Annotated in this window: 22 protein-coding genes; 9 read left to right on the plus strand and 13 right to left on the minus strand. The window is 65.7% G+C overall.

The features are described from left to right. Positions 1–18: 18 nt before the first annotated feature. The 3 genes from ABIB95_RS41395 to ABIB95_RS41405 form a co-directional block, all read right to left on the minus strand. Complete coding sequence (locus ABIB95_RS41395) at positions 19–618, minus strand: hypothetical protein (protein WP_063985095.1); 600 nt, start codon at positions 616–618, stop codon at positions 19–21. A gap of 112 nt (positions 619–730) precedes the next feature. Next, positions 731–1717: an acrylyl-CoA reductase (NADPH) gene (acuI, locus tag ABIB95_RS41400; protein ID WP_354248417.1), complete on the minus strand. Its 987-nt coding sequence runs from the start codon at positions 1715–1717 to the stop codon at positions 731–733. 41 nt (positions 1718–1758) lie between these two features. Next, positions 1759–3012 carry an MFS transporter gene (locus tag ABIB95_RS41405; protein ID WP_354248419.1) on the minus strand — a complete coding sequence of 418 codons (1254 nt, stop codon included), beginning with the start codon at positions 3010–3012 and terminating at the stop codon, positions 1759–1761. 336 nt (positions 3013–3348) lie between these two features. On the opposite strand from ABIB95_RS41405, the gene nadA reads away from it, so the two are divergent. The 3 genes from nadA to nadC are packed head-to-tail and all read left to right on the plus strand — an operon-like array spanning position 3349 to position 6962. Beyond that, positions 3349–4455: a quinolinate synthase NadA gene (nadA, locus tag ABIB95_RS41410; protein WP_354248421.1), complete on the plus strand. Its 1107-nt coding sequence runs from the start codon at positions 3349–3351 to the stop codon at positions 4453–4455. Between the two features lie 9 nt (positions 4456–4464). Next, a complete protein-coding gene (locus tag ABIB95_RS41415; RefSeq protein ID WP_354248423.1) occupies positions 4465–6072 on the plus strand; it encodes an L-aspartate oxidase in 1608 nt (535 codons plus the stop codon). Between the two features lie 11 nt (positions 6073–6083). Further along, complete coding sequence (nadC, locus tag ABIB95_RS41420) at positions 6084–6962, plus strand: carboxylating nicotinate-nucleotide diphosphorylase (RefSeq protein WP_354248425.1); 879 nt, start codon at positions 6084–6086, stop codon at positions 6960–6962. 161 nt (positions 6963–7123) lie between these two features. Here nadC and ABIB95_RS41425 read toward each other — a convergent pair whose 3' ends face one another. From ABIB95_RS41425 to ABIB95_RS41435, 3 genes are all read right to left on the minus strand, one after another. Then, positions 7124–8578: a cell wall hydrolase gene (locus tag ABIB95_RS41425; protein ID WP_354248427.1), complete on the minus strand. Its 1455-nt coding sequence runs from the start codon at positions 8576–8578 to the stop codon at positions 7124–7126. Between the two features lie 503 nt (positions 8579–9081). Continuing rightward, positions 9082–12045, minus strand: coding sequence for a pyruvate, phosphate dikinase (gene ppdK, locus ABIB95_RS41430; protein ID WP_354248429.1), 2964 nt, complete (start codon positions 12043–12045; stop codon positions 9082–9084). A 96-nt stretch (positions 12046–12141) separates the two neighbouring features. Continuing rightward, the gene (locus tag ABIB95_RS41435) at positions 12142–12297 is read right to left on the minus strand and encodes a DUF3096 domain-containing protein (protein ID WP_014497329.1); all 156 of its coding nucleotides are present in this window, start codon (positions 12295–12297) and stop codon (positions 12142–12144) included. 223 nt (positions 12298–12520) lie between these two features. Between ABIB95_RS41435 and ABIB95_RS41440 the strand changes: the two genes are divergently transcribed. Then, on the plus strand, positions 12521–12874 hold the full coding sequence (locus tag ABIB95_RS41440) for a DUF1236 domain-containing protein (protein WP_014497330.1): 354 nt from the start codon (positions 12521–12523) through the stop codon (positions 12872–12874). A 312-nt stretch (positions 12875–13186) separates the two neighbouring features. Here ABIB95_RS41440 and glyS read toward each other — a convergent pair whose 3' ends face one another. From glyS to ABIB95_RS41470, 6 genes are all read right to left on the minus strand, one after another. Then, the gene (glyS, locus tag ABIB95_RS41445) at positions 13187–15286 is read right to left on the minus strand and encodes a glycine--tRNA ligase subunit beta (protein ID WP_354248432.1); all 2100 of its coding nucleotides are present in this window, start codon (positions 15284–15286) and stop codon (positions 13187–13189) included. Continuing rightward, positions 15286–16233, minus strand: coding sequence for a glycine--tRNA ligase subunit alpha (locus tag ABIB95_RS41450; RefSeq protein ID WP_028153882.1), 948 nt, complete (start codon positions 16231–16233; stop codon positions 15286–15288). The genes glyS and ABIB95_RS41450 overlap by 1 nt, the downstream gene beginning before the upstream one ends. A gap of 223 nt (positions 16234–16456) precedes the next feature. After that, positions 16457–16648, minus strand: a complete 192-nt coding sequence (locus ABIB95_RS41455) for a hypothetical protein (protein WP_071916131.1) — start codon at positions 16646–16648, stop codon at positions 16457–16459. A 104-nt stretch (positions 16649–16752) separates the two neighbouring features. Further along, the gene (locus ABIB95_RS41460; RefSeq protein ID WP_354248434.1) at positions 16753–17661 is read right to left on the minus strand and encodes a S49 family peptidase; all 909 of its coding nucleotides are present in this window, start codon (positions 17659–17661) and stop codon (positions 16753–16755) included. A gap of 151 nt (positions 17662–17812) precedes the next feature. Beyond that, the gene (locus tag ABIB95_RS41465; protein ID WP_354248436.1) at positions 17813–18643 is read right to left on the minus strand and encodes a tRNA1(Val) (adenine(37)-N6)-methyltransferase; all 831 of its coding nucleotides are present in this window, start codon (positions 18641–18643) and stop codon (positions 17813–17815) included. Continuing rightward, positions 18636–18863 carry a putative signal transducing protein gene (locus ABIB95_RS41470; protein WP_014497336.1) on the minus strand — a complete coding sequence of 76 codons (228 nt, stop codon included), beginning with the start codon at positions 18861–18863 and terminating at the stop codon, positions 18636–18638. The genes ABIB95_RS41465 and ABIB95_RS41470 overlap by 8 nt, the downstream gene beginning before the upstream one ends. Positions 18864–18996: 133 nt before the next feature. Between ABIB95_RS41470 and ABIB95_RS41475 the strand changes: the two genes are divergently transcribed. The 4 genes from ABIB95_RS41475 to ABIB95_RS41490 all read left to right on the plus strand — a co-directional run bounded on the left by ABIB95_RS41475 (position 18997) and on the right by ABIB95_RS41490 (position 23018). Beyond that, positions 18997–20004, plus strand: coding sequence for a polyprenyl synthetase family protein (locus ABIB95_RS41475; RefSeq protein ID WP_063986627.1), 1008 nt, complete (start codon positions 18997–18999; stop codon positions 20002–20004). A 557-nt stretch (positions 20005–20561) separates the two neighbouring features. Then, on the plus strand, positions 20562–21077 hold the full coding sequence (locus ABIB95_RS41480) for a winged helix-turn-helix transcriptional regulator (RefSeq protein ID WP_354248438.1): 516 nt from the start codon (positions 20562–20564) through the stop codon (positions 21075–21077). Between the two features lies 1 nt (position 21078). Continuing rightward, positions 21079–22341: a beta-ketoacyl-ACP synthase II gene (gene fabF, locus ABIB95_RS41485; protein WP_354248440.1), complete on the plus strand. Its 1263-nt coding sequence runs from the start codon at positions 21079–21081 to the stop codon at positions 22339–22341. Positions 22342–22385: 44 nt separating this feature from the next. Then, positions 22386–23018, plus strand: a complete 633-nt coding sequence (locus tag ABIB95_RS41490; protein WP_354248442.1) for a LysE family translocator — start codon at positions 22386–22388, stop codon at positions 23016–23018. A 64-nt stretch (positions 23019–23082) separates the two neighbouring features. Here the strand turns inward: ABIB95_RS41490 and ABIB95_RS41495 are convergent, their stop codons facing one another. Then, entirely contained in the window at positions 23083–23346 is a 264-nt protein-coding gene (locus ABIB95_RS41495) for a hypothetical protein (protein WP_085402592.1), read from the minus strand. A 484-nt stretch (positions 23347–23830) separates the two neighbouring features. Here ABIB95_RS41495 and ABIB95_RS41500 point away from each other — a divergent pair, with 484 nt between their 5' ends. Continuing rightward, positions 23831–24703: an alpha/beta fold hydrolase gene (locus tag ABIB95_RS41500; protein ID WP_354248445.1), complete on the plus strand. Its 873-nt coding sequence runs from the start codon at positions 23831–23833 to the stop codon at positions 24701–24703. The last annotated feature ends 91 nt before the right edge of the window (positions 24704–24794 follow it).

Here is a 24794-nt window from a genome sequence, read left to right on the forward strand (position 1 = left end):
CGGCTCCGCGCAGCCGGCTCACTGGGTCGAGCGGCGCAATTCCAGCGGAGCGTCGTTCCTGGCGGGCTCCGATTTGGCTTCGGACTTCACCGGCTCGAGCCGGCTGCTCTCGACACGCGGCGTCTCGACGCGCGCGGCGACTTCAGTGTTGGACGCAGCGACCGAACCGGTGCGCTCCGAAGAGCGCAGCGAACGCGGACGCGCTACGGCGCGGGCCATCAGCATCTGATTGCCGCCCTGATGGTGGAAGTCGCAATAGGCGAAGCCCATGCCCGACACCGAGCCGCGGAAGCTGCGATCGTCGGTCTTTTCCAGGTTGAAGCAGGGCTCGAACGGAATGCCCTTGATCGAGGCGCAGACGTTCTGCCCGCGGATCTGGAGCGTGTTGCCGGGCAGGCGGAGATGCTTCACCGGGCCTGCGCCCGAGAACTGCACCGCGCCGGCGGCGCCGAGGTCGTCCAGGATGCGGCCTGCGCCGCGGGTACCGTCGAAACAGGTGAAGGCGAACACCTTACCGGCAACGAAGCGGCGCGCCTCGTCGGCGTTCATGCTTCCTGCAATGGCCGGCGCAAACGTCGCTGCCGCCGTGACAGCCCCCAACACAATACGCGCAAGCATGCTCAACTCCGAACCAACCCCAGCGCGGGCGATGCCTTATCTCTTTACCCGCTGCTTACCATACTAACCAAGGCAACATTGAAGCAGCTTGGTTGGTAAAGTCTGAACGCCGTTAGACAATTTTTACCACGATGCGGCCGCGGACCTGACCGGCGAGGATTTTCGCGCCCCATTCCGAAACTTCTTCGAGCGGAATTTCATGAGTAATTTCAGATAGTTTTGTCCGATCCAGATCCGAGGCCAGACGCTGCCAGGCGGCTTTCCGCGGCTCGATCGGGCACATCACGGAATCGATGCCGAGAAGGCACACCCCGCGCAAAATGAAGGGTGCGACAGAAGACGGCAGGTCCATGCCGGCCGCCAGACCGCACGCCGCGATCGCGCCGCCATACTTGGTCATCGACAGGAGATTCGCGAGCGTGGTCGAGCCGACGCTGTCGACGCCGCCCGCCCAGCGCTCCTTGGCGAGGGGCTTGGCCGCCGCCGACAATTCATTGCGGTCGATGATCTCGGCCGCACCGATCTCTTTCAAATAGTCGGCTTCCGAGGCGCGGCCGGTCGAGGCGATGACGTGATAACCGAGCTTCGAGAGCACGGCGGTGGCGACCGAGCCGACGCCGCCCGCCGCGCCCGTCACCACCACAGGGCCGCTCTTCGGCGACAGGCCGTGCTTCTCCAGCGCCAGCACCGACAGCATCGCGGTGAAGCCGGCGGTGCCGATCGCCATGGCGTCACGCGCCGACAGGCCCTGCGGCAAGGCGACCAGCCAGTCGCCCTTGACCCGCGCCTTCTCGGCATAGGCACCGAGATGGGTCTCGCCCATGCCCCAGCCGGTGCAGACGACCTTGTCGCCTGCCTTCCATTGCGGATGGGCGGAGGTTTCAACCGTGCCGGCGAAATCGATGCCGGCGATCATCGGGAAGCGACGCACCACCGGCGCCTTGCCGGTGAGCGCGAGGCCGTCCTTGTAGTTCAGCGTCGACCATTCCACGCGGACCGTGACATCACCGTCCATCAGTTCGCCGTCGTCGAACTGCGTGAGTGCGGCGGTGGTGCCCTTGTCCGCCTTGTCGATCCGGATCGCCTTGAATGTGGCCACGACTGAACTCCCTAGACTTGTTTCAGGGGATGTTTAGCCGATCAGGCAGGCTGCGCAACCGCTCGCTGAACCGGTTTCTCGACGATCGGAAGATTGATCAGCGCGGAGAGCACACCGAACAGGATCGAGAGCCACCAGATCGGCGTATAGGAACCGAACTTTTCGAACACGATGCCGCCGAGCCAGACGCCGAGGAAGCCGCCGACCTGATGACTGACAAAGGCGAAGCCATAGAGCGTGGCGAGCCAGCGCGTGCCGAACATCAGCGCCACCAGCGCCGAGGTCGGCGGCACCGTCGACAGCCAGGTAAGACCGGAGACCGCACCGAATGCGATCGCCGAGAACGGCGTGATCGGGAACGAGATGAAGGCGAGCGTCGCAAGCGCGCGCGTGAAATAGATCGCGGAGAGGATGTAGCGCTTCGGCAGCGAGTTCTGGAGATAGCCGACGCTCAGCGATCCCATGATGTTGAACAGGCCGATCGCCGCGATCACCCAGCCGCCGGTTTGCGTCGAGATGCCGCGATCGACCAGAAACGCCGGCAGATGCACGGTAATGAAGGCGAGCTGGAAGCCGCAGGTGAAGAAGCCGAGCACCAGCAGCACATAGGAGCGATGGCCGAAGGCTTCGGCCAGCGCTTTCGTGAAGGTCTGCTCATCCGCTGGCGCCGCATTGGCCGTGGTCGCGACCGGCGGCGTCGAGAGCGCCAGCGACAGCGGGATGATCAGCAGCATCAGGAAGCCGAACACGGTGAGCGCCTGCTGCCAGCCGAAATTGTCGATCAGCGCCACACCAATGGGCGCGAACAGGAATTGCCCGAACGAGCCTGCCGCAGTGCCGGCACCGAGCGCGAGCCCGCGCTTCTCGGCCGGCAACAGCTTGGTGAAGGCCGACAGCACCAGGTTGAACGAGCAGCCGGCGAGACCGAATCCCACCATCACGCCCGCGCCGAGATTCAGCGACAGCGGCGTCGAGGAATAGCGCATCAGCAGCAGGCCGCCGGCGTAGAGCAGCGCGCCGACGCACATCACCCGGAACAGGCCGAAGCGATCGGCGACGGCGCCGGCAAGGGGCTGGCCCAATCCCCACAGCAAATTCTGGAAAGCGATCGCGAGGCCGAACACGTCGCGGCCCCAGGCGAATTCGTGGCTCATCGGCTGCACGAAGAAGCCGAGCGCCGAGCGCGGGCCGAAGCCGAGCATGCCGATGGCGCAGCCGCAGAGAATGATGATGGCCGGGGTACGCCAGGTGGACGAACGCGAGACCGGACCGAGCTCGCCCGCTTGAGTGGACATGGGTTCCTCATCAGTCGCTGGCGGATCCGGAATAGGCAACCGCGAGTCACGCGTTTAATGCAGATGCATGAAGATCCCAAGTCAAAAGTGATTGCGTTCCACGAAGGGCTGCCGCCGGAGCATTGCGTTTCATCGCGCCTTCCCCGACGCGCCCAGCGCGATTTGACGGGAATGTGTGCGGCTGGGGCTAGCGGCCCGCTCGGGCGCGTGTTATCTTTGATTTACTCAGATTGAGTATATGTAAGCTCTGGCGAAACCCCACCGGCCTCTCGGCCGGATTTCTCAGGCCCTATATATACTCACATGGAGCATAATTAGCATTCACGGGAGGCTTCGATGCCCATCACTGGAATTTACGGCCCCGACGACTTTGCCAACCGGCCGCAGGGCCAAGTCCCCGCCCCTCCTCGCGCCATACCAGCGCGAACCGGCCCCGCGCTGCCGAAGCCCTCACTGGAATGGACTGCGGACGTCGAGCGGGCCACTGCGCCGCTCTATGAGCGCGTGAAGCACGTGATCCCCCCGATCGAGTGGCCGCTGATGGCGCCGACGATCAAGGCGATCAACGAGCTGAAGCAGGCCTGCGGCGCGGTCATCCTCGCGCACAACTATCAGGCGCCGGAGATCTTTCATTGCGTCGCCGACATCGGCGGCGACTCGCTGCAGCTCGCGGTCGAAGCGACCAAGGTGAAGGCCGACATCATCGTGCAATGCGGCGTGCACTTCATGGCGGAGACGTCGAAGCTGCTCAATCCGGACAAGACGGTGCTGATCCCGGATAGCCGCGCCGGCTGCTCGCTCGCGGACAGCATCACGGGCGCGGACGTTCGCCTGCTCCGCGAAAAATTTCCGGGCGTACCGGTCGTCGCCTATGTCAACACCTCCGCAGAGGTGAAGGCGGAGGTCGACATCTGCTGCACCTCGTCGAACGCGGTGCAAGTGGTCGAGAGCCTGAACGCACCGACCGTGATCTTCCTGCCCGATCGCTACCTTGCAACGTATGTCGCCTCGAAGACCGACGTGAAGATCATCGCCTGGAAGGGTGCCTGCGAGGTGCACGAACGCTTTACCGGCGAGGAGCTGCGCGCCTATCGCGAGGCCGACCCGTCGGTGCAGATCATCGCGCATCCCGAATGTCCGCCTGATGTGCTGGCGGAAGCCGACTTCACCGGCTCGACCGCGCACATGATCAACTGGGTGCGCGAGCGGCGGCCGCGGCGGCTCGTCATGATCACGGAATGCTCGATGGCCGACAATGTCCGCGCCGAGCTGCCTGATGTCGAAATGCTCCGCCCCTGCAATCTCTGCCCGCACATGAAGCGCATCACGCTCGCCAACATTCTGGACAGCCTGCTCACGCTTGGCGAGCAAGTCACGATCGATCCCGCGCTCGCGGAACGCGCGCGGCGCTCGGTCGAGCGGATGATCAATCTGAAGAATTGAGAGTGAAGCATGCAAGACAACATTCACAACCTCACCCGCAGCACCGATGACGTCGTCATCGTCGGCGGTGGCCTCGCCGGACTCTTTTGCGCACTGAAGCTCGCGCCGCGGCCGGTAACGCTGATCTCGGCCGCCCCGCTCGGACAGGGCGCGTCGTCCGCATGGGCGCAGGGCGGCATCGCTGCGGCCGTGGCCGAAGGCGATACGCCGGAGGCGCACGCCGCTGATACCATCGCCGTCGGCGGCGGTCTTGTCGATGAAGCAGTCGCACTCGGCATCGCGCGCGAGGCAGCACCGCGCATTCATGACCTACTCGCCTATGGCGTGCCGTTCGACCGCGACCTCGAAGGCAAGCTCGCTGTCGGCCGCGAGGCCGCGCATTCGGCGCGGCGCATCGTGCATGTGCGCGGCGACGGGGCCGGAGCCGCGATCATCGCGGCGCTGAGCGAGGCTGTACGCCGCACGCCATCGATCCGACTGATCGAAGGTCTCGTCGCCGAAGCGCTGTTGACCGAGGACGGCGCGGTCGCCGGTCTTCAATTGCGCGAGGCCGGCAATCCCGCTGCACGTCCGCTCCTGCTGGCCTCCCGCGCGGTGGTGCTGGCGACCGGTGGCCTCGGCCACCTCTATGCCGTCACCACCAACCCGCTAGAAGCCAGCGGCTCGGGCCTTGCGATCGCCGCGCGTGCCGGCGCCGTGATCGCCGATCCCGAGTTCGTGCAGTTCCATCCGACCGCCATCATGGTCGGCCGCGATCCGGCGCCGCTCGCAACCGAAGCGCTGCGCGGCGAAGGGGCGACGCTGATCAACGGCGATGGCGAACGTTTCATGACGGCGCTCCATCCGCTCGCAGAGCTCGCGCCGCGCGACATCGTGGCGCGCGGCGTGTTCGCCGAGATCGCGGCCGGGCGCGGTGCCTTCCTCGATGCCCGGCAGGCGCTCGGCACGCGCTTCGCCGACAAATTTCCGACCGTTCATGCAAGCTGCATCGCGGCCGGCATCGATCCCGCCACGCAGGCCATCCCGATCGCGCCGGCGGCGCATTACCACATGGGCGGCATCGCGGTGGATGAGCGCGGCCGCAGCTCGATCGACGGGCTTTGGGCCGGCGGCGAAGTGTCGTCCACCGGCGCGCATGGCGCCAACCGGCTCGCCTCGAATTCGCTCCTGGAGGCGGTGGTCTACGCCGCCCGCATCGCCGACGACATCGCCGGCCGCGCGATCCCCTCGCCTGCCCGCCTTCCCGATGCGTTGGTGACGGCGCGTGGCGGCATGCCGGACGCTGCCGACGTGAAGCGGTTGCGAACGATGATGACCGCGCATGTCGGCGTGATCCGCAACAGTGATGGGCTTGCGGAGGCCGTGCGCAACTTCGCCGCAGTCGAACGCGGCCCCGCAAGCATCGCTCTCCGCAACATGGCGGCGTCAGCCCTGCTCGTCGCTGCGTCAGCCTGGAGGCGGCGCGAGAGCCGCGGCGCGCATTTCCGCTCCGACCATCCGGCGGATGTCCCCACGCTGGCACGGAGAACGATGACGACGCTCACGGAGGCACGTGAGATCGCCGAGAGCCTGAGCGAGCGTCCGCTGCCACGCACCGCCCGACCGATGATCGCCTGATGGAGTTCCCCATGATCACCCCGACGTCACTGCTCTATCCCGACGCCTTCCTGTCGCCGCTTGCAATCGACGAGGCCGTGCATCGCGCGCTCGACGAGGATCTCGGCCGCGCCGGCGACATCACCTCGCTCGCAACGATTCCGGAAGCGACCAAGGCGCAGGCTATCCTGGTCGCGCGGCAGTCCGGCGTGATCGCCGGCCTTCCGCTGGCGCTGGCGACGCTGCAAAAGCTCTCGCCCGATATCGAGGTGCGCGCGCAGGTCCGCGATGCCGCACGGGTTGCCCGCGGCCAGCACGTGCTGACGATCACGGGCCCGGCGCGCGCCATCCTCACGGCGGAGCGGACCGCGCTGAATTTCGTCGGCCGGCTGTCGGGCGTCGCGACGCTCACGGCCGACTACGTCGCGCGGACCGAAGGCACGACAATGCGCATCTGCTGCACGCGCAAGACCACGCCGGGATTGCGCGCGCTGGAGAAATACGCCGTGCGCTGCGGCGGCGGCTTCAACCACCGCTTCGGGCTCGACGATGCGATCCTGATCAAGGACAACCACATCGCGGTCGCCGGTGGCATCCGCCCGGTTCTGGAGCGCGCCCGCGCCCATGCCGGTCATCTCGTCAAGATCGAGATCGAGGTCGATACGCTCGCGCAATTGCGCGAGGTGCTCGGCACCGGGCTCGCCGATGCCGTGCTGCTCGACAACATGGACCTCGCGACGCTGCGCGAGGCGGTGCGGCTTAACGAGGGGCGTCTCCAGCTGGAGGCATCCGGCGGCGTCACGCTGGACTCGATCGCGGCCATCGCGGCGACCGGCGTCGACTACGTCTCATCCGGCGCGCTGACGCATTCGGCGCCGAACTTCGACTGCGCGCTGGATATCGAGGCGTGAGCGGCGAACCATCTCGGCCTCGTGGTTCGAGACGCGCCGCAAGCGGCGCTCCTCACCATGAGGGTCCAAGATTTCGCCGCGGAGCAAGACCTCATCCTGAGGAGCCCGCCCACGGCGGGCGTCTCGAAGGATGGGCCGCAAGCACCGAGAATTAAGAAAGACTACCTTCGCTCGCTCACACCCATCTCGGCGGAGCTCTTGGCTTCCTGGGCGAGCTCGGCAGAGAGCGCGGCGGTCTGGGCCGGGGTGCCCCAGCTCGGTTCTTCGCTGCCGTCGCCCCAGGCGCGCGGGCGATAGAAGGTGTGGACGCCGGTCTTGTACATCTTCTTCATCTCGGCGACCCAGGACGGACGCACCCAGTAGGCGTGGTAGTGCGTGGACTTGCCCACTTCGGGCAGCCATATCTGGCCGTCGAGCATCGCCTTCGAGATCTTTTTCGCGCGCTCCCACATCTCGGGCTCGCGGATGACGTCGGCATTGTTGTCGCAGGCGAAGGTGAACTGGCACGCCAAATGGCGGTGCTTGTTCTGATAGACCGCGCCGCACACGGTGTCCGGATATTTGCCGGAGAAGACGCGGTTCATCACGACTTGCGCAACCGCCATCTGGCCGCGCACGGCCTCGCCGCGCGATTCGAAATAGACGGCCTCGGCGAGACACTTCTCGGCCTTTGCGCGCGACTTGTCGTCGAGCGCGAGCCGCTCCGCCGGCGATCTGGCGCGCTGGTTGTCGGCGTTGACCTCGCCCTTCGGCGCGACGCTCTCGCCGCTTTCGATGTCCCTGGCGATCTCGGCCGACGGCGGCGACAGCGCGGCCGTCACCTTCATATCAGGATCGGGCATCACGATTAGCGGCTCGGCGCCGGGTTGCCAGCTCTCGATGCTCTCGAGATTGCCGCCGAGCGAGGAGCTGCCGAAAAACAGGTTCGAGGTCTTGACGCGGAAGGGATCGCGCGGCGCTGCGTCCGGAAGGGTCGCCTGCTTCAACGCCTCGAGCGGCTGGACCGCGAACGCGCGCGCTGCGTCACTGGCCTGTGGCGGATTGGCATATTGCGGCAGCGGCGGCGCGCGCAGCGCTTCCTGAAGCTCGGGATCGAGCGCCGCGGCGGACTCCGGCGACATGATTTGCGGCAACGCGACGGTCTTGGCGCCGAACACCGAGCTGTTCGACGTCGCGGGATCTTGCTGTGCCGGCGTTGCCGATGGTGCGGTCGTCTCGGGAGCCTGCGTGGGTGTGACGCTTGCGAGGCGATCCCCCTTCATGGAGCGATCGACCTTGGGAAAATCGGCGGCCTGGTAGCGCGGTGGCGCCTGAAGCGCCGGATTGCGGCTGATCGCGCCGGTGACGTCGCGACCATCGAGACTCGCGAGGCGAACCATCGCGCTCTGCGGAAGCGAAGTGCCGATCGGACGGGAGAAGCTGTAGGTGGCGAGCTGGATCGAGGACGCGGCGGAAAATACCTGCTTCTGCCAGCGCTCGGCGACGCCGGGCTGACGCGCCAGCAACGACGCGATATCCTGATAACCGGTCTCTCTCGGCATCAATGCGAAGATGCAGAGACCGATTCCGAAGGACGCGAACCGCGCGCCCTTCGGATGGTTACGCAACACTGACATCGACACGCTCACGCTACGCTTACGCCAAAAAAATCGAACCGCAGTACGTCCGTACAATTCGATCTTTATCGTCAGTATCCAATTTAGGTTGCCGGGGCGTTAATCGGCGTTGCGCGTGCGGCACACTCAAGCGATTGCAGGTGTTTTCACGGGCAATGATGCACGTTGGTAAACGCCGCCTCTCGTAAAGCGGTAAACATTCGGTCAACGCGAATGGTGAAGGAACTCTTGCGCGTGCGTCTCATTACGGGACGCGGGTGCGGTTCCATCGCTTACGGGAACCACGTCCCGCAAACACCGCTGTCATGCCCCGGCTTGACCGGGGCATCCAGTACGCCGCGGCTTCTCGATTCAATCACTGTTGTCTCGGAATACTGGATCGCCCGGTCAAGCGATCCAGTGAGTGTGGGGCGCTCGCAATGAAGTGTGGGTGGAGTGTCGCCTCAAATGAAAGAGGCGGGGCCTAGCCCCGCCTCTTCGCATTCAACACTTCAACGCCGCGCTTACGCCTGGCTCGCGACCGCCTTGCCGAGCGCGGCTTGCGCCGCCGCGAGGCGGGCGATTGGCACGCGGTAGGGCGAGCAGGAGACGTAGTCGAGGCCGATATCGTGGCAGAAGGCGACGGAGGCGGGATCGCCGCCGTGCTCGCCGCAGATGCCGACCTTGAGCTGCGGGCGCGTCTTGCGGCCGCGCGCGACGCCGATCTTGACGAGCTCACCGACGCCTTCCTGGTCGAGCGCGACGAAGGGATCGACCGGGAGGATGCCCTTGGACACGTAGGTCCCGAGGAAGCTCGCGGCATCGTCGCGGCTGATGCCGTAGGTGGTCTGCGTGAGGTCGTTGGTGCCGAACGAGAAGAACTCCGCGCTCTCCGCGATCTCGGCCGCGAGCAGGCAGGCGCGCGGCAGCTCGATCATGGTGCCGACCTGGTAGCCGATCTTGGTGTTGGTGTCGCGCATCACGGCTTTCGCGGTGGCATCGATGCGCGCCTTGACGAGGTCGAGCTCCGCCTTGGTGGCAATCAGCGGCACCATCACCTCGAGGCCGACGGCCTTGCCGGTGCGCTTCTCGGCCTCGACTGCGGCCTCGAAGATCGCACGCGCCTGCATCTCGGCGATCTCCGGATAGGCGATCGCGATGCGGCAGCCGCGGAAACCGAGCATCGGATTGAACTCCGAGAGCTCGCGCGCACGGTCGGCCAGGCGCCGCGGGTCGGTGTTCATGGCGCGCGCCACTTCCTCGACCTCGGCATGGGTGTGCGGCAGGAATTCATGGAGGGGAGGATCAAGAAGTCGGATCGTGACGGGCAGGCCCTTCATGATCTCGAACAGCTCGACGAAGTCGGCGCGCTGCATCGGCAGCAGCTTGGCCAGCGCGGCGCGGCGCGACTGCTCGTCCTCGGAGAGAATCATCTCGCGAACCGTGCGGATGCGCGTCTCCTCGAAGAACATGTGCTCGGTGCGGCAGAGGCCGATGCCTTCCGCGCCGAACTTGATCGCGGTGCGCGCGTCCTCCGGCGTGTCACCGTTGACGCGCACGCCGATCTTGCGGACCTGGTCGGCCCATTTCATCAGCGTGCCGAACTCGCCGGACAGCTCCGGCTCGATCATCGGCATGCGGCCGGCGAGCACCTGGCCGAGCGAGCCGTCGATGGTGATGACGTCGCCGGTCTTGAAGGTGCGGGAGCCGATGCTCATGGTGCCGCGGCCGTAATCGACGCGGATGGTGCCGCAGCCGGAGACGCAGGGCTTGCCCATGCCGCGCGCGACCACCGCCGCGTGCGAGGTCATGCCGCCGCGGGTGGTCAGGATGCCTTCGGCGGCGTGCATGCCGTGGATGTCTTCCGGGCTGGTCTCGATGCGGACCAGGATCACCTTGCGCCCGTCGGCCTGGAGCTTGGCCGCCTCGTCCGAGGAGAACACGATCTCGCCGGAGGCCGCACCGGGCGAGGCCGGCAGGCCGGTCGCGATCACGTCGCGCTTGGCGTCGGGATCGATGGTCGGATGCAGCAGCTGGTCGAGCGAGGCGGGATCGATCCGCGTCACCGCTTCCTTCTTCGAGATCAGCCCTTCATTGGCGAGCTCGACCGCGATGCGCAACGCCGCCTTGGCGGTGCGCTTGCCGCCGCGGGTCTGGAGCATCCACAGCTTGCCCTGCTCGACCGTGAACTCCATGTCCTGCATGTCGCGGTAGTGCTTCTCGAGCAGCGTGTAGATCCGCGTCAGCTCCTTGAAGGCTTCCGGCATCGCCGCTTCCATAGACGCCTTGTCGGAACCGGATTCCTTGCGCGCTTCCTCGGTGATGTCCTGTGGCGTGCGGATGCCCGCCACCACGTCCTCGCCTTGCGCGTTGATCAGGAACTCGCCGTAAAGCTTGCTCTCGCCGGTCGAGGGGTTGCGGGTGAAGGCGACGCCGGTCGCCGACGTCTCGCCCATGTTGCCGAACACCATGGCCTGCACGTTGACCGCGGTGCCCCAGGATTCCGGAATGTCGTGCAGCCTGCGATAGGTCACCGCGCGCGCGTTCATCCAGGATGAGAACACCGCGCCGATCGCGCCCCAGAGCTGGTCGTGCGGATCCTGCGGGAAATCCTTGCCGGTCTCGCGCGCGACCGCGTCCTTGTACTTGCCGACCAGTCCGACCCAGTCCTCGGCGCTGAGGTCCGTGTCGAGCGTATAGCCCTGGCTGTCCTTGAAGGTGTCGAGGATTTCCTCGAAGTGATGATGCTCGAAGCCGAGCACCACGTCCGAATACATGGTGATGAAGCGGCGATAGCTGTCATAGGCGAAGCGACGGTCGCCCGACAGTTCCGACAGCGCTTCCACGGTCTCGTCGTTGAGGCCGAGGTTGAGCACGGTGTCCATCATGCCCGGCATCGAGGCACGCGCGCCGGAGCGCACGGAGACGAGCAGCGGGTTTTTGACGTCGCCGAACACCTTGCCGGTCAACTTGCCGACATGGTCGAGCGCCTTCTCAACCTGCGACTGCAATTCCTTCGGATAGGATTTGTCGTGTGCGTAGAAGTAGGTGCAGACCGAGGTCGGGAGGGTGAAGCCGGGAGGCACGGGAAGGCCGAGATTGGCCATCTCGGCGAGGTTGGCGCCCTTGCCGCCAAGCAGGTCGCGCATCTCCGTCCGGCCCTCGGCCTTGCCGTCGCCGAACGTGAACACCCATTTGCCGGCCTTGGCCGCGGCTGGCGCCGCCTTAGCGGGCGCGGCCTTCTTGGGGGCGGGCCTCACGGCAACCTTCGGCGCAGCCGCCTTGGTCGCAGCCTTAGCCGCGGGCTTCGCAGCCGGCTTTACAGCCGCCTTGGCAACCGTCTTGGCGACCGGCTTCGGGGCGCTCTTCAAGGTGCTCTTGGCGAGCGCCTTGCGAGCCGCCGGCGCGGCTTTCGCCGTGGCGGAGGACTTTGATTTCGCTGGCGTTTTCGCTGGAGTTTTATTGGGCTTCGAGGCGGCTTTGGCCATAGCTTGCACACAACCTGCGAGAGGAAAGGGAAATCGCGCGCCTTACACCACTTTGGGCAGGCCCGCGCAAGTCGAAGAGTTCCGGAAAATGAAGGCCTAGAGATGGAGCCACTTCAACAATCCGAGCCCGATCGCACCATTTATGATGAGAAAGATCGCGACGATCAGGTTGAGAAGGCGCGGCATGATCAGGATGAGCACGCCCGCAAGCAGCGACAGAAGCGGCGAGATGTGGGCGACGGTGATGTGCATGAATTGTCTTTCCGTGACGTGAGGCGAATCGCGGCTGGATCATACCGGACCGGGTTCCGCGGGTAGAGACGCACAAGGCGCGAACAGGTTCCCGGCTTCGCGAAAACTGCCCGAAATTGCCGCTGATGCGGCAGGGCTTTTCCCGGAACATTGCGAAGGGGACATGCATTGGCAACCGGTCGCGCCAGTAGCGCCGGCTGAAATCAGTTCGAAGGAGTTGCCCATGCGGAACAGGATTCTCGCCCTCGCTGCGCTTGGCGCCGCGCTCGGCTCGCCGATCGCAGCGTCTGCGCAATCCGGTCTCACCGTTGGCCGCGCGCCTGTCGTCGTCGACAGCGGCCCGACGATTGCGGTCGAACAGAGGCCGGCATTCCGCGAATATGTCGTCGAGCAACGTGTGCCGGCCTTCCGTGTCCCGGATCGCGTGGTGGTCGGCGCCACCTTACCTGAAAGCGGCGTCACTTATTATGACGTGCCGCAACGTTTCGGCGCCACCACCTACCGCTACACCGTCGTGAACGGCGCAACCGTGCTGGTCGAGCCGCGCTCGCGGCGCATCGTCGAGGTGATGGATTAGATTCTCGTCTGAACGCGTTTTCTTCACGCGAACCGGTATCCACTTCGCTTGAAAACGCTTCCGATCAACTCGATGTCCGGCGTGTCACTTCAATCAGGCTGGCGCGCATCGCGTAGTACGGACATCAGGCCCCGCCCGGTTCTCCCCCCGCCGGGCGGGGCTTTTTTGTGTGCTCTCGTGTCCCAGACGCGACGCAGCGCGCAGCGATGCGGCGCAGAGCCGGGACCCAGAATCTTTGTGAGGCTAACATGGGCCCCGGCTCTGCAGCGCACCGCTGAAGAAGCGCTGCGCTGCGTCCGGGGCACGAGAGCCTCAATCCTGGATCTTCGAGAAATCCGCGACCGCACGCGTGGCGCTGCGGATCTCGTTGAGCAGCTTCAGCCTGTTCTCACGCACCTTCGGATCGTCGTCGTTGACGCGCACCTTCTCGAAGAACGCATCGACCGGCGGACGCAGCTTTGCCATCGCGCTCATCGCGGCGGCAAAGTCTTCCCTGGCGACGGCGGCGCTTGCTTCCGCCTGCACCTCGCCGATCGCCTTCGCCAGCGCCTTCTCCTCAGCGAGGCCATAGAGCGCAGCATCGGGTGCACCGTCGAACGCGCGCTTGTCCTTCTTCTCCTCGATGCCGAGGATGTTGCTGGCGCGTTTGATGCCGGCGAGCAGGTTCTTGCCGTCATCGCTCTCGAGGAACTTTCCGAGCGCCTCGACGCGGCGGACGATCATCAGGAGATCGTCCTGGCCGCCGAGCGCAAACACGGCGTCGACGAGATCGTGACGCGCGCCCTGCTCGCGCAGCTGGACCTTCAGGCGGTCGGCGAAGAAGGCGAGGAGATCGCTTGGAAGCTTCTCCGCGTCGGCCGACTTCACCGACAGGCCCGCGAGTGCAGATGCCGCCACCTTCATGAGCGACAGACGCAGGTTGTTCTCAGCGATCAGCCTGATCACACCGAGCGCCGCACGCCGCAGCGCATACGGGTCCTTGCTGCCGGTCGGCTTCTCGTCGATCGCCCAGAAGCCGACGAGCGTATCGAGCTTGTCGGCGAGCGCGACCGCGACGCTGACCGGATCGGTCGGCACGCGATCGGTCGGGCCTTGCGGCTTGTAGTGCTCCTCGCACGCGGCGGCGACCGAGGTATCCTCGCCCTGCGCCAGCGCGTAGTACTTGCCCATCAGACCCTGCACCTCCGGGAATTCGCCGACGACTTCGGTCAGCAAATCGGCCTTGGCGAGATGCGCGGCGCGCTTGGCCTTGGCGACATCGGCACCGACCAAAGGCGCGATTTCGGCGGCGAGACGTTCGATGCGCTTGATCCGCGCGGCCTGAGTTCCGAGCTTCTCGTGGAACACGATCTGCTCGAACTTCGGCAGGCGGTCTTCAAGCTTCGTCTTGAGATCGGTCTCATAGAAGAACTTCGCATCCGACAGGCGCGGGCGGATCACGCGCTCGTTGCCTGATACGATAGTCTTGCCGCCGTCGGCCGCCTCGATATTGGCGGTGAGGACGAACTTGTTGGTCAGCTTGCCCGTCTTGGAATCCCTGACGACGAAGCACTTCTGGTTGTTGCGGATGGTGGCACGGATCACCTCTTCCGGGATCGCGAGATATTCCGGCTCGAACGATCCCATCATGACGACGGGCCATTCGACGAGGCCCGACACCTCGTCCAGCAGCACCTGATCCTCGACCAGCTCAAACCCTTGCGCGAACGTCAGCTCCTTGGCGTCGGCGAAGATGATGTCCTTCCGCGCCTGCGGATCGAGGATGACTTTTGCAGCCTTCAGCTTCGCCTCATAATCCTCGAAGCGGCGCACGTTGATCGCCGCCGGCGCCATGAAGCGATGGCCGTAGGTGGTCTGGCCGGTCTCTATGCCGTCGACTGAGAATTTGACGACATCGGGCTCTTCCGTCTCGGGCCCGAAGGTCGCTGTGATCGCGTGCAGCGGACGCACCCAGCTCAGCGAGCCGGGCTTGCCTGAGCGCGCGCCCCAGCGCATCGATTTCGGCCAAGGGAAGGTGCGGATGATGACAGGCAGAATCTCGGCGAGCACGTCGATCGCGTCGCGGCCGGGTTTCTCGATCAGCGCGATGTAGAAGTCGCCCTTCGGGTCGCGCTGGATCTTGGCTTCGTCGAGCGAGTTTAGACCTGTCGCTTTCAGAAAACCCTGCACGGCCGCATCGGGCGCGCCCATTTTTGGACCGCGGCGTTCGGTCTTCAGATCGGGCTGGCGCGCGGGGATGCCGTGCACGGTGAGCGCAAGGCGACGCGGCGTCGCGAACGCTTTCGCACCCTCGTAGACGAGGCCCTCGGCGACCAGCTTGTCGGTGACCATGCGGCGCAGATCGTCGGCCGCCTTGGCCTGCATGCGCGCGGGGATTTCTTCCGAGAACAGTTCAAGCAAAAGATCGGGCATCAGGCCGCTCCGCCCGCTTCAGTATGGATCCAGGCCTCGCCGCAGGCCTTGGCCAGCTCGCGCACGCGAAGAATGTAGCTCTGCCGCTCGGTCACGGAGATCACGCCGCGCGCATCGAGCAGGTTGAAGACGTGGCTCGCCTTGATGCACTGATCGTAGGCCGGCAGCGCCATCAGGTGCGCCTCGCGCTTGCCGGACTCTGAGTTTTTTTGCCAGCCGGCGTCGAGGTACTTCCGGCACGCGGCTTCCGCCATCTTGAACTGCTCGAACAGCATCGCGGTGTCGGCGACTTCGAAATTGTGCTTCGAATATTCACGCTCGGCCTGCAGGAACACGTCGCCATAGGTCACCTTGGCGTCGCCCTCGCGGCCGTTGAAGTTGAGGTCGTAGACGCGGTCGACGCCCTGCACATACATCGCGAGGCGCTCGAGCCCGTAGGTGAGCTCGCCGGCAACAGGCGCGCATTCGAAGCCGGCGACCTGTTGGAAATAGGTGAACTGGCTGACTTCCATGCCGTCGCACCAGCATTCCCACCCGAGGCCCCAGGCGCCCAGTGTCGGGCTTTCCCAATCGTCCTCAACGAAGCGGATGTCGTGCACGGCGGAATCGATGCCGATCGCGGCGAGCGACTTCAGGTACAGCTCCTGAAGGTTCGGCGGCGACGGCTTCATGATCACCTGGAACTGGTAGTAGTGCTGCATCCGGTTCGGATTCTCACCGTAGCGGCCGTCCTTGGGCCGACGCGAGGGCTGCACATAGGCGGCGTTCCAGGGCTTTGGCCCAAGCGCGCGCAGCGTGGTCGCCGGATGGAAGGTGCCCGCGCCCATCTCCATGTCGTAGGGCTGCAGGATCACGCAGCCCTGCTCGGCCCAGAACCGCTGGAGCGCGAGGATAAAGCCCTGGAACGAGCGTTCCGGGCGCATATGGGCGGGCAATGAGGCGTCCATCGTCAGATCAGGCTCTCGCGGGGGGTTTTGAATCGCGCGGGACCGTATCGACGGCGGGGATGGGAATCAAGGCAAAGGGGGCGGATTCGGGCCGATCGCCTTCGTCCTGAGACGGTGCGGTAGGGTGGGCAAAGCGAAGCGTGCCCACCATCGTCACCACAATTGCAAAAGGAATGGTGGGCACGGCGCAAGAGCGCCTTTGCCCACCCTACGGCAGCGCGGCCTAGCCGGGCCGATACGCTCCGGTCACGGGGTCACGTTTCAGCTTCTGAATATCCCCGGCATGGGCGGCTTCAGCGACGCGCGACAGGCGCATCTCCTCCAGCTCATGGTTGATCCGGACAGCGGTCTTGTAGGCCCAGCGGACCACGGCAAGCCCGCCCAGGACGCCCGCGAAAGCGACAAACGGCGGCATCGGTCGATCCTTGTCTAGTGCTCAGCCCCCACAGACATTCTTGCGCAGACCGGGCCGCGCCGCAATTGGCTCGGCTCGGACCAAATGGCGCGGGAGGGTGTCGCCTAGAACCCGAATTTCGCCCAAATCGCCCGCGTCTCGACCGCCGAGATCAACTCGTCCGGCAGGCCGGCCATTGATTCCATGGCCGAAAGCTGGCCCGCACCGGGCGATTTCCGCCCCAAAAGGCCCGAGAGCAGACCGGTCGGCTGCGCAATCACAGGGGTGAGAACCTTCTCGCCATAGCGGGCACGAAGAGTTGAGCGGAGATCGCCGATGCCGTCGGCAAGCCCCAGCGCGATCGAACTCTCGCCGGCCCAGTATTCGCCGGTGAACAGGGTGTCGTCGGCGCCCTTCAGCCGCGCGCCGCGGCTCTCCTTCACCAGCGCGATGAAGATCTGGTGGATCTCGCGCTGGAGCGCCTTCAGCCGCGCCACGTCGTCGGGGTTTTCCGGGAGGAACGGATCGAGCATCGCCTTGTGCGCGCCGGCCGTGTAGAGCCGCCGCTCGATGCCGAGCCGCCTGATTGCCTCCTGGAAACCGAAACTGCCGCCGACCACGCCGATCGAGCCGAGGATGGAGGACGGATCGCAGATGATCTCGTCGCCGGCGCAGGCGATCATGTAGCCGCCGGACGCCGCGACGTCCTCGACGAACACCAGCACGGGCAGCTTCTTCTCCGCCGCGAGCTGCTTGATGCGCAGATAGATCTGGCGCGACTGCACCGGCGAGCCGCCGGGCGAATTGATCACCAGCGCCACCGCCTTGGCGTTCCGGTACGAAAACGCCCGCTCCAGCACCCGCGCGACGCCCGCAAGCGTCATGCCCGGACGCAGCGGCGTCACCGCACCGATCACACCGGACAGCCGCACCACCGGCACCACCGCCGTGCCGGGACGGAAGCGCGCCGGCACATATTGCATGAGCTTGTCGGCCAGGCCGGAACCCTCACGATCGTTCAATTGTTCGGCCATGCCGTTACCTCTGATTAACCATTTCTTATCACGCGACTGTCATTGGAAGTGCCCGGAACGTGTTTTGCAGATTCCCCGTTGGGAAGCTGCAATGAGGCAGCGGAGAACACCATGAAAATCTATCTGCTGTTGCTGCTGGTCGGTGCGCTGTTCATGGCGATTCGTCTGACGACCCCGCAAGAGCAGCAGTCGGAATCGCTTCCGCAGTAAGTCGTCGCGGCTCCGCCAGCGGCAAGAGCGCCCTCCCCTCCAGAATCTCCGTCACCTGATTTTTAGGCACGCCTGACTCGTCGTTGAGCATGAGGCCCGGCAGCAGTCGCGTCGGGGCCCGGCCACCTTTGACGGCGCGCACCAGCACGCGGATCGCGGGCCGTCCCGCCTCGCCGTGAACCGGCAGGATCGACAGGCTGCCGAAGCCGCGTGACAGCGCAGTCAAGACCTCCGCGATCCCATCGGCGCGCCAGATCAGGGTCAGCGCGCCGTCCGATCGGAGGATGCGCCGCGCCGCATGCACCCATGCATTCAGCGTCTCCTCCCTCGCAACATGCGCGGTGCGGCGCGCCTGATCGGGCGAACCGCGATGGCGCGCGGGATCGTTGAAGGGCGGGTTCATCAGCACCACGTCGACGCTGTCGGGCGCGAGGCCATTAGCCGCAAACGCCTGTGCGTCGGCCGTAACGTCGAGCACGATCGTCTCGGCGGCGATCGCATTCGCCGCCGCATTGGCGCGCGCGAGTTCCGCCAGTTCCGGATCGATCTCGACCAGGCTGAGGCTGATTCCCGCGACGCGCCGGCCAAGCGCCAGCCCGGCGGTGCCGATGCCGGCACCGAGATCGACGACGCGGTCGCCCGCCCGCGCTTCCGTCGCCGCCGCGAGCAGGATGGCGTCATGCCCGGCGCGGTGGCCGGACCGCTTCTGCTTCAAGCGCAATTGCCCGCCGAGAAAGGCGTCCTCGGTGAAGTCTGTGACGACGTCAATCATCGCCGCGAAGTTCATGGCTGAGGCCGGCCTCGGTGAGGAGCTCCCTGGCCTCCTGGGCGTCATCCTCATGGACCAGGATCCGCCGTGGCAGGATACCCAGCGAGCCCTCGATAATGCTCATGTTCTGGTCCAGCACCAGATGATGGATGTTGGCGCCGTCGAGCAGCGCGCCGATCGCCGACACCAGCACCATGTCGTTGGTCCGAACCAGTTCACGCAAAACGCAGGTCTCCTGCCTGAAAGGGGCTAAAGCGGCAAATGTCAATGGTTCCGCGGCACTTGCCGCATCCGCTGCCAGTTTCTATTGTATTTGCATCAGAATAGCCCCTCCGGGGCAAATATTGGAGACCGGCGTGGCCGTCATCGTACCTTTCGAAACTCCCGGCGCGTCGATCGAACAGCTGGTTGCCCTTGTCGCTGGTGACATGGAGCGCGTCAACGCCACGATCCTGTCGCGGACCGGCTCCGAGGTCACCATGATCCCGGAGGTCGCCAACCACCTCATCTCCTCCGGCGGCAAGCGCCTGCGCCCGATGCTGACGCTCGCCATGGCCAACCTCGCCGGCTACACCGGCGACGGCCACATCAAGCTCGCTGCCTCCGTCGAATTCATGCATACCGCAACGCTCCTTCACGACGACGTCGTCGACGAGAGCGAGATGCGCCGCGGCAAGCTGTCGGCGCGCATGCTCTGGGGCAATGAGGCGAGCGTGCTGGTCGGCGACTTCCTGCTGGGACAGGCGTTCCGCATGATGGTCGAGGTCGGCTCGCTCCGCGCGCTCGACATCCTCTCCGCGGCCGCCGCCACCATCGCCGAGGGCGAGGTGATGCAGCTTGCCGCCGCCAAGAACACCGCGACCACCGAGGACGAATATCTCGCCGTGATCCGCGGCAAGACCGCCGAGCTGTTTGCCGCCGCCTGCGAGGTCGGCCCCGTCATTGCCAACCGCCCGAAGGCGGAACAGACCGCGTGCCGCTCGGTCGGCATGAATCTCGGCATCGCCTTCCAGCTCGTCGACGACGTACTCGACTATGGCGGCAAGAGCGCCAAGCTCGGCAAGAACACCGGCGACGATTTCCGCGAGGGCAAGATCACGCTGCCGGTCGTGCTCGCCTTCCGCCGCGGCAACGACACCGAGCGCGCCTTCTGGATCCGCGCGCTGGAGCGCGGCGAGATCGGCGACACCGACCTCGACCACGCCCTGGGCCTGATGAACAAGCATCGCGCGCTCGAGGACACGCTCAGCCGCGCCCAGCACTACGGCGCCATGGCCGTCGACGCGCTGGCGCTATTCCCGTCCTCGCCGATGAAGAGCGCGCTGGAGCAGGTGGTCGCGTTCTGTCTGGCCCGGTCGCACTGAGCGAAACGGCTTAGCGCTCCGCTTCCGCACCGCTATTACCCCCGTCATCCTGAGGCGCTCGCGTAGCGAGCCTCGAAGGATGAACGGCCCGGATGCAGCCGGGCCGCCGCCCTTCGAGGCCTCCGCTACGCTCCGGCGCCTCAGGGTGACGGTGATCGATATGCGCACGCTGCATCAACATCGTCATTGCGAGCGCAGCGAAGCAATCCAGTCCGTCACCACGGCAAGACTCTGAATTGCTTCGCTGCGCTCGCAATGACGGAGAGCCAGGCAGCGGCGCATTCCCTCTCTTGTCCCGGACGCGCTGCAGCGTGAAACGCTGCTGCGCAGAGCCGGGACCCACGCGACACGCAGCGATCAGCAAATTGGACCCCGGCTCTGCAGCGCACCACCAAGAGGCGCTACGCTGCGTCCGGGGCACGAGAGCATTTGCGCAGGTCCCTGCCGCACATCCCACCAGTAACCCGACCACGGCGCTCTCGCCAAACACTCGTCCACACCTGCTTCGGCCCGCCCAGTAACTTGCATTTTGCAAGCCACTCTCCTACGTTCCCGCCATGCAGCCCAAATCCCCCTCCATCCTGGAATGCCCTGTCGGCCGCGCCGTTGAGACGGTCGGCGAATGGTGGAGCATCCTGATCTTGCGGGATGCCTTCCAGGGCGCGACGAAATTCGACGAGTTTTCGCAAAGTCTCGGAATCGCGCCGAACATCCTGTCGCGGCGCCTGGCCCATCTCACCGAGAGCGGCATGTTCGTCCGCCGCCGCTATCATGAACGGCCGCCGCGGTACGAATATGTGCTGACGGAGAAGGCGCGGGATTTCTTCCCTGTGGTCGTGGCGCTGCTGGCCTGGGGCAACAGGCATCTCGCGCCCAAGGGCGAATCCATCGTGCTGGCGAATCGGAGTGACGCTCGCCCGTTCGATCCGATCGTGGTCGATGGCGCCGACATGCGTCCGATCACCCTCGCCAATGCGGTCGTCGTCCCGGGTCCCCGCGCCAGCCGCGGGATGCGCAAGCGGCTCGGCTCGCTCAAAGCCATGAACCCGGCCGTTGCGCCGGCTGGAGACTGACATGCGTCGTATCGTCGTGACGGGAATGGGGGCGGTGTCGCCGCTCGGCTGCGGTGTTGAACTCTCCTGGCGCCGGCTGCTCGCCGGCCAGAGCGGGCTGCGCCCTCTGCCGGAATGGTCGCAGGCACTGCCCGCGCGCATTGCCGGTCTCGTGCCCGACAAGGCCGACGATGCCGAAGGCGGCTTCGACCCCGCGCAAGCCGCCGCGCCAAAAGACCAGCGCAAGATGGACCGCTTCATCCTGTTCGCGCTGCTCGCGACCGCAGAGGCGGTCGCGCAGGCCAAATGGGCGCCGCAGGACGCGAGCGCACAGGAACGCACCGCGACGATCATCGCCTCCGGCGTCGGCGGCTTCCCGGCAATGGCGGAGGCGGTGCGCATCACCGAGCAGCGCGGCGCGCGCCGGCTCTCGCCCTTCACCATCCCCTCGTTTCTCGCCAATCTCGCCGCCGGCCACGTCTCGATCAAATACGGCTACAAGGGAGCGCTGGGCACACCGGTCACGGCCTGTGCCGCCGGCGTCCAGGCGATCGGCGATGCCGCGCGCATGATCCGCGCAGGCGAAGCCGATGTCGCGATCTGCGGCGGCGCGGAAGCCTGCATCGATATCGTCAGCATCGGTGGCTTTGCCGCGGCCCGCGCGCTGTCGAGCGGATTCAACGGCGAGCCCGCGCGCGCCTCGCGCCCGTTCGATCGCGATCGCGACGGCTTTGTCATGGGCGAAGGCGCGGGCATCCTGGTGATCGAGGAGCTGGAGCATGCACTGGCGCGCGGCGCCTCCCCGATTGCGGAGATCGTGGGCTACGGCACGACGGCGGACGCCTATCACATGACGTCGGGCCCGCCCGACGGCGACGGCGCCCGCCGTGCCATGGAGATCGCGCTGCGCCAGGCGAAGCTTGCGCCCGCGGATTTGCAGCATCTGAACGCGCATGCGACGTCGACGCCCGCCGGCGACGAGAGCGAGCTCGGCGCGATCGCCGCGCTGTTCGGTCGCAACCGCGGCATCGCGGTCAGCGCGACCAAATCGGCGACCGGCCATCTGCTCGGCGCCGCCGGCGGCCTCGAGGCGATCTTCACCGTCCTCGCCTTGCGCGACCAGGTCGCGCCGCCGACGCGCAATTTCGAAAACGCAGATCCCGGCGCTGATGGCATCGACATCGTCGCAGGCAGCGCGCGGCCAATGCCGATGCTCAACGCCATCTCCAACGGATTTGGCTTCGGCGGGGTGAATGCCAGCGTGATCTTCCGCCGCATGGGCTGAACAAGAGGCCTTGCAATCGCAGCCCGCTTCGTTACCAAAACGGGATGATCGAAACGAATTTCTGGCTGTTCCTGGCCGCAGCGTGTCTCATTGCCGCCGTTCCCGGCCCCGGCATCTTCTACGTCGCGGCGCGGACCTTGTCGGAGGGGCGCGCCAGCGGCTTTGCGTCAACTGCGGGCACGGCGCTCGGCGGGCTGGTTCATGTCGTCGCGGGCAGCCTCGGCATCTCCGCGATCATCCTTGCCAGTGCGGAGCTGTTTGCCGTCGTAAAATTCATCGGCGCGCTCTATCTGGTTTGGCTCGGCATCAAGACCTTCCGCAGCGCCGGCCGCGCGCTCTCGCTGGAGAGCGAGCCCGTCGGCGACAGGCGCGCGTTCCGCGACGGCGTGCTGGTCGAGGCGCTGAACCCGAAGACCGCCGCATTCTTCCTCGCCTTCATTCCGCAGTTCCTCGATCCCGCGGGATCGAGCCCCACGCTGCAATTCATCGTGCTCGGCGCGATCTCGGTGATCCTGAACACGCTCGCCGATGTCGTCGTGGTGCTGATGGCAACTGCAACGCGCACGCAGCTGATTGGCAGGCCGCATCTGATGCGGCGGCTCACGCAGGGCTCGGGCGTCTTCATCGCCGGCCTTGGCCTCTCGCTGGCGCTGGCGCGGCGGCCGGTGCAGAGCTAGCTCGCGTCATTCCCGACGGGCATCCACCGAAAAAAGAAAGGGGCCGAAGCCCCTTTCTCAGATTTCACCAGTGGTGCCAATGATGCCAGCGGTGCCAGCGAGCCCAATGATGCCAGCGCCAGCCGTCACCCCAATGATGGTGCCAGCCGTAACCACCCCAGTAGTGCGGATGGTAGTAGCCTCCATGGTAGTGGCGTTGCCAGCAATGGCCCCATTCATTGCAAACATAGCCGGTCGGCACCTCGATCGGTGCTGCTGACGCAGCCCCGCTCGACAGCGTGACCCCGCCAAGCGCGGCAAGGCCGACAAACGCAGATACAAGTTTCATGATGTTCACCTCCTAACATCCGTTGGAGGCGACGAGTGCGTCCTGCGTTCGGCGCCTTACGCAGGTTTAATACCGATGAACGATTTCGATGAGGCGATCCGCTCGCGATGACGGCGTGCGCGCGACATTGTCGCCATCGGCCCGAAAGACTTTCCGACCGGTAATGACCAAGATGTAACGCGTGGAATTCGAACGACCCATCGCGCGCGACTCACCCATGGTTGTTGCGATGGAGAGTTCGATGAGGATGATGTCCTGGTCGCGTTACCGCCTCCTGACAAGGTCGTTGTCGCGCACCGCGCGTCGCTGTCACGACGCGAAGATGCGCAAGACCCGGCAGCGCCGACGCGCCATGCGCCGCCTAGCCGGCACGAGCTCGCCGCCGAAGCGCCCGTGACCTGCGGCTTGCTTGTGGAATGGCCGGCAGCAGGCTACTCCAGTCGTGCTGTAATCTCGTCCGGCATTTTCGAAGGATCGGCGCCCGATGCTCGCCCCGCAAAGTCGCACTTACGAGTCACACGGCCTGCGGCTGCACTATGCCGATTGGGGCAATGACGGCGCGCCCGTCGCCATCCTGGTCCATGGCGGCCGCGATCATTGCCGGAGCTGGGACGCCATCGCCCGCTCGCTTCAGCCGCATTTTCACGTGCTCGCGCCCGATCTGCGCGGTCATGGCGATTCTGACTGGACCAAGGGCGGCAGCTACGCGCTGACCGAGTATGTCTACGATCTCGCCCAGCTCATTCGAAGCATCGCAGCGCCTCAAGTGACTCTCATCGGTCATTCCATGGGCGGCATGGTGAGCCTGATCTTTTCAGGGTCGTTCCCCGAGCTGGTCACGAAGCTCGTCGTCCTCGACGGCGTCACCATGTTGCCGGACACCCCCAAAGCGCCGACGCATGAGCGCATCAGCAAATGGGTCAGCCAGCTCGACAGGCTGCACGACCGCACGCCGCGCCGCTATTCGACCCTCGAAGACGCGGCCGCGCAGATGGTGCTTCACAACAAGCGCCTCGCCCGCGACCTCGCGCTGCATCTTGCAACGCACGGCTCGCGGCGGAATGAGGACGGCACCTATAGCTGGAAGTTCGATCCCTACCAGCGCGCCTCTGCGCCGCACCGGCTCTGGCCGGACGATCACGTCGCGCTGTGGTCGCGCATCACAAGTCCGACGCTGCTGCTGAATGCCGGAGAAAGCTTTCTGGCGGGTGCCAGGGCCGCAGGCCTGGAGCGCTATTTCCCGCAGGCACGCATCGAGACCATCGCCGGCGCGGGGCACTGGCTGCAGCATGACAAGCCGCAAGAGGTGCTGGGTGAGATCCGGCGGTTTCTTGGGCTGACCGAAGACGGCGGCTAGCCCGGATATCTCACAGCCGGGCGTGTAGCGATCCGATTGTGAGCGGGGAGCGAGTTTGCGGGGACGGGAGGTTGGTTTGGACGCCTGGGTC

The organism is Bradyrhizobium sp. LA2.1, assembly GCF_040547725.1.
GTDB lineage: Bacteria > Pseudomonadota > Alphaproteobacteria > Rhizobiales > Xanthobacteraceae > Bradyrhizobium > Bradyrhizobium barranii.

Bases quoted from the DNA above. Each gene is read 5' to 3' on its own strand.
- ABIB95_RS41435 (WP_014497329.1), bottom strand. From the start codon at position 12,297: ATGCACATCACCGTCGCCCACATCTCGCCGCTTCTGTCGCTGCTTGCG.
- ABIB95_RS41450 (WP_028153882.1), bottom strand. From the start codon at position 16,233: ATGGACGCCTCATTGCCCGCCCATATGCGCCCGGAACGCTCGTTCCAG.
- ABIB95_RS41415 (WP_354248423.1), top strand. From the start codon at position 4,465: ATGCAAGACAACATTCACAACCTCACCCGCAGCACCGATGACGTCGTC.
- ABIB95_RS41395 (WP_063985095.1), bottom strand. From the start codon at position 618: ATGCTTGCGCGTATTGTGTTGGGGGCTGTCACGGCGGCAGCGACGTTT.
- glyS (WP_354248432.1), bottom strand. From the start codon at position 15,286: ATGCCCGATCTTTTGCTTGAACTGTTCTCGGAAGAAATCCCCGCGCGC.
- nadC (WP_354248425.1), top strand. From the start codon at position 6,084: ATGATCACCCCGACGTCACTGCTCTATCCCGACGCCTTCCTGTCGCCG.
- ABIB95_RS41455 (WP_071916131.1), bottom strand. From the start codon at position 16,648: ATGCCGCCGTTTGTCGCTTTCGCGGGCGTCCTGGGCGGGCTTGCCGTG.
- nadA (WP_354248421.1), top strand. From the start codon at position 3,349: ATGCCCATCACTGGAATTTACGGCCCCGACGACTTTGCCAACCGGCCG.
- ABIB95_RS41490 (WP_354248442.1), top strand. From the start codon at position 22,386: ATGATCGAAACGAATTTCTGGCTGTTCCTGGCCGCAGCGTGTCTCATT.
- ABIB95_RS41405 (WP_354248419.1), bottom strand. From the start codon at position 3,012: ATGTCCACTCAAGCGGGCGAGCTCGGTCCGGTCTCGCGTTCGTCCACC.
- ABIB95_RS41425 (WP_354248427.1), bottom strand. From the start codon at position 8,578: ATGTCAGTGTTGCGTAACCATCCGAAGGGCGCGCGGTTCGCGTCCTTC.
- ABIB95_RS41480 (WP_354248438.1), top strand. From the start codon at position 20,562: ATGCAGCCCAAATCCCCCTCCATCCTGGAATGCCCTGTCGGCCGCGCC.
- ABIB95_RS41465 (WP_354248436.1), bottom strand. From the start codon at position 18,643: ATGATTGACGTCGTCACAGACTTCACCGAGGACGCCTTTCTCGGCGGG.
- ABIB95_RS41440 (WP_014497330.1), top strand. From the start codon at position 12,521: ATGCGGAACAGGATTCTCGCCCTCGCTGCGCTTGGCGCCGCGCTCGGC.
- ABIB95_RS41460 (WP_354248434.1), bottom strand. From the start codon at position 17,661: ATGGCCGAACAATTGAACGATCGTGAGGGTTCCGGCCTGGCCGACAAG.
- ABIB95_RS41500 (WP_354248445.1), top strand. From the start codon at position 23,831: ATGCTCGCCCCGCAAAGTCGCACTTACGAGTCACACGGCCTGCGGCTG.
- fabF (WP_354248440.1), top strand. From the start codon at position 21,079: ATGCGTCGTATCGTCGTGACGGGAATGGGGGCGGTGTCGCCGCTCGGC.
- ABIB95_RS41495 (WP_085402592.1), bottom strand. From the start codon at position 23,346: ATGAAACTTGTATCTGCGTTTGTCGGCCTTGCCGCGCTTGGCGGGGTC.
- ppdK (WP_354248429.1), bottom strand. From the start codon at position 12,045: ATGGCCAAAGCCGCCTCGAAGCCCAATAAAACTCCAGCGAAAACGCCA.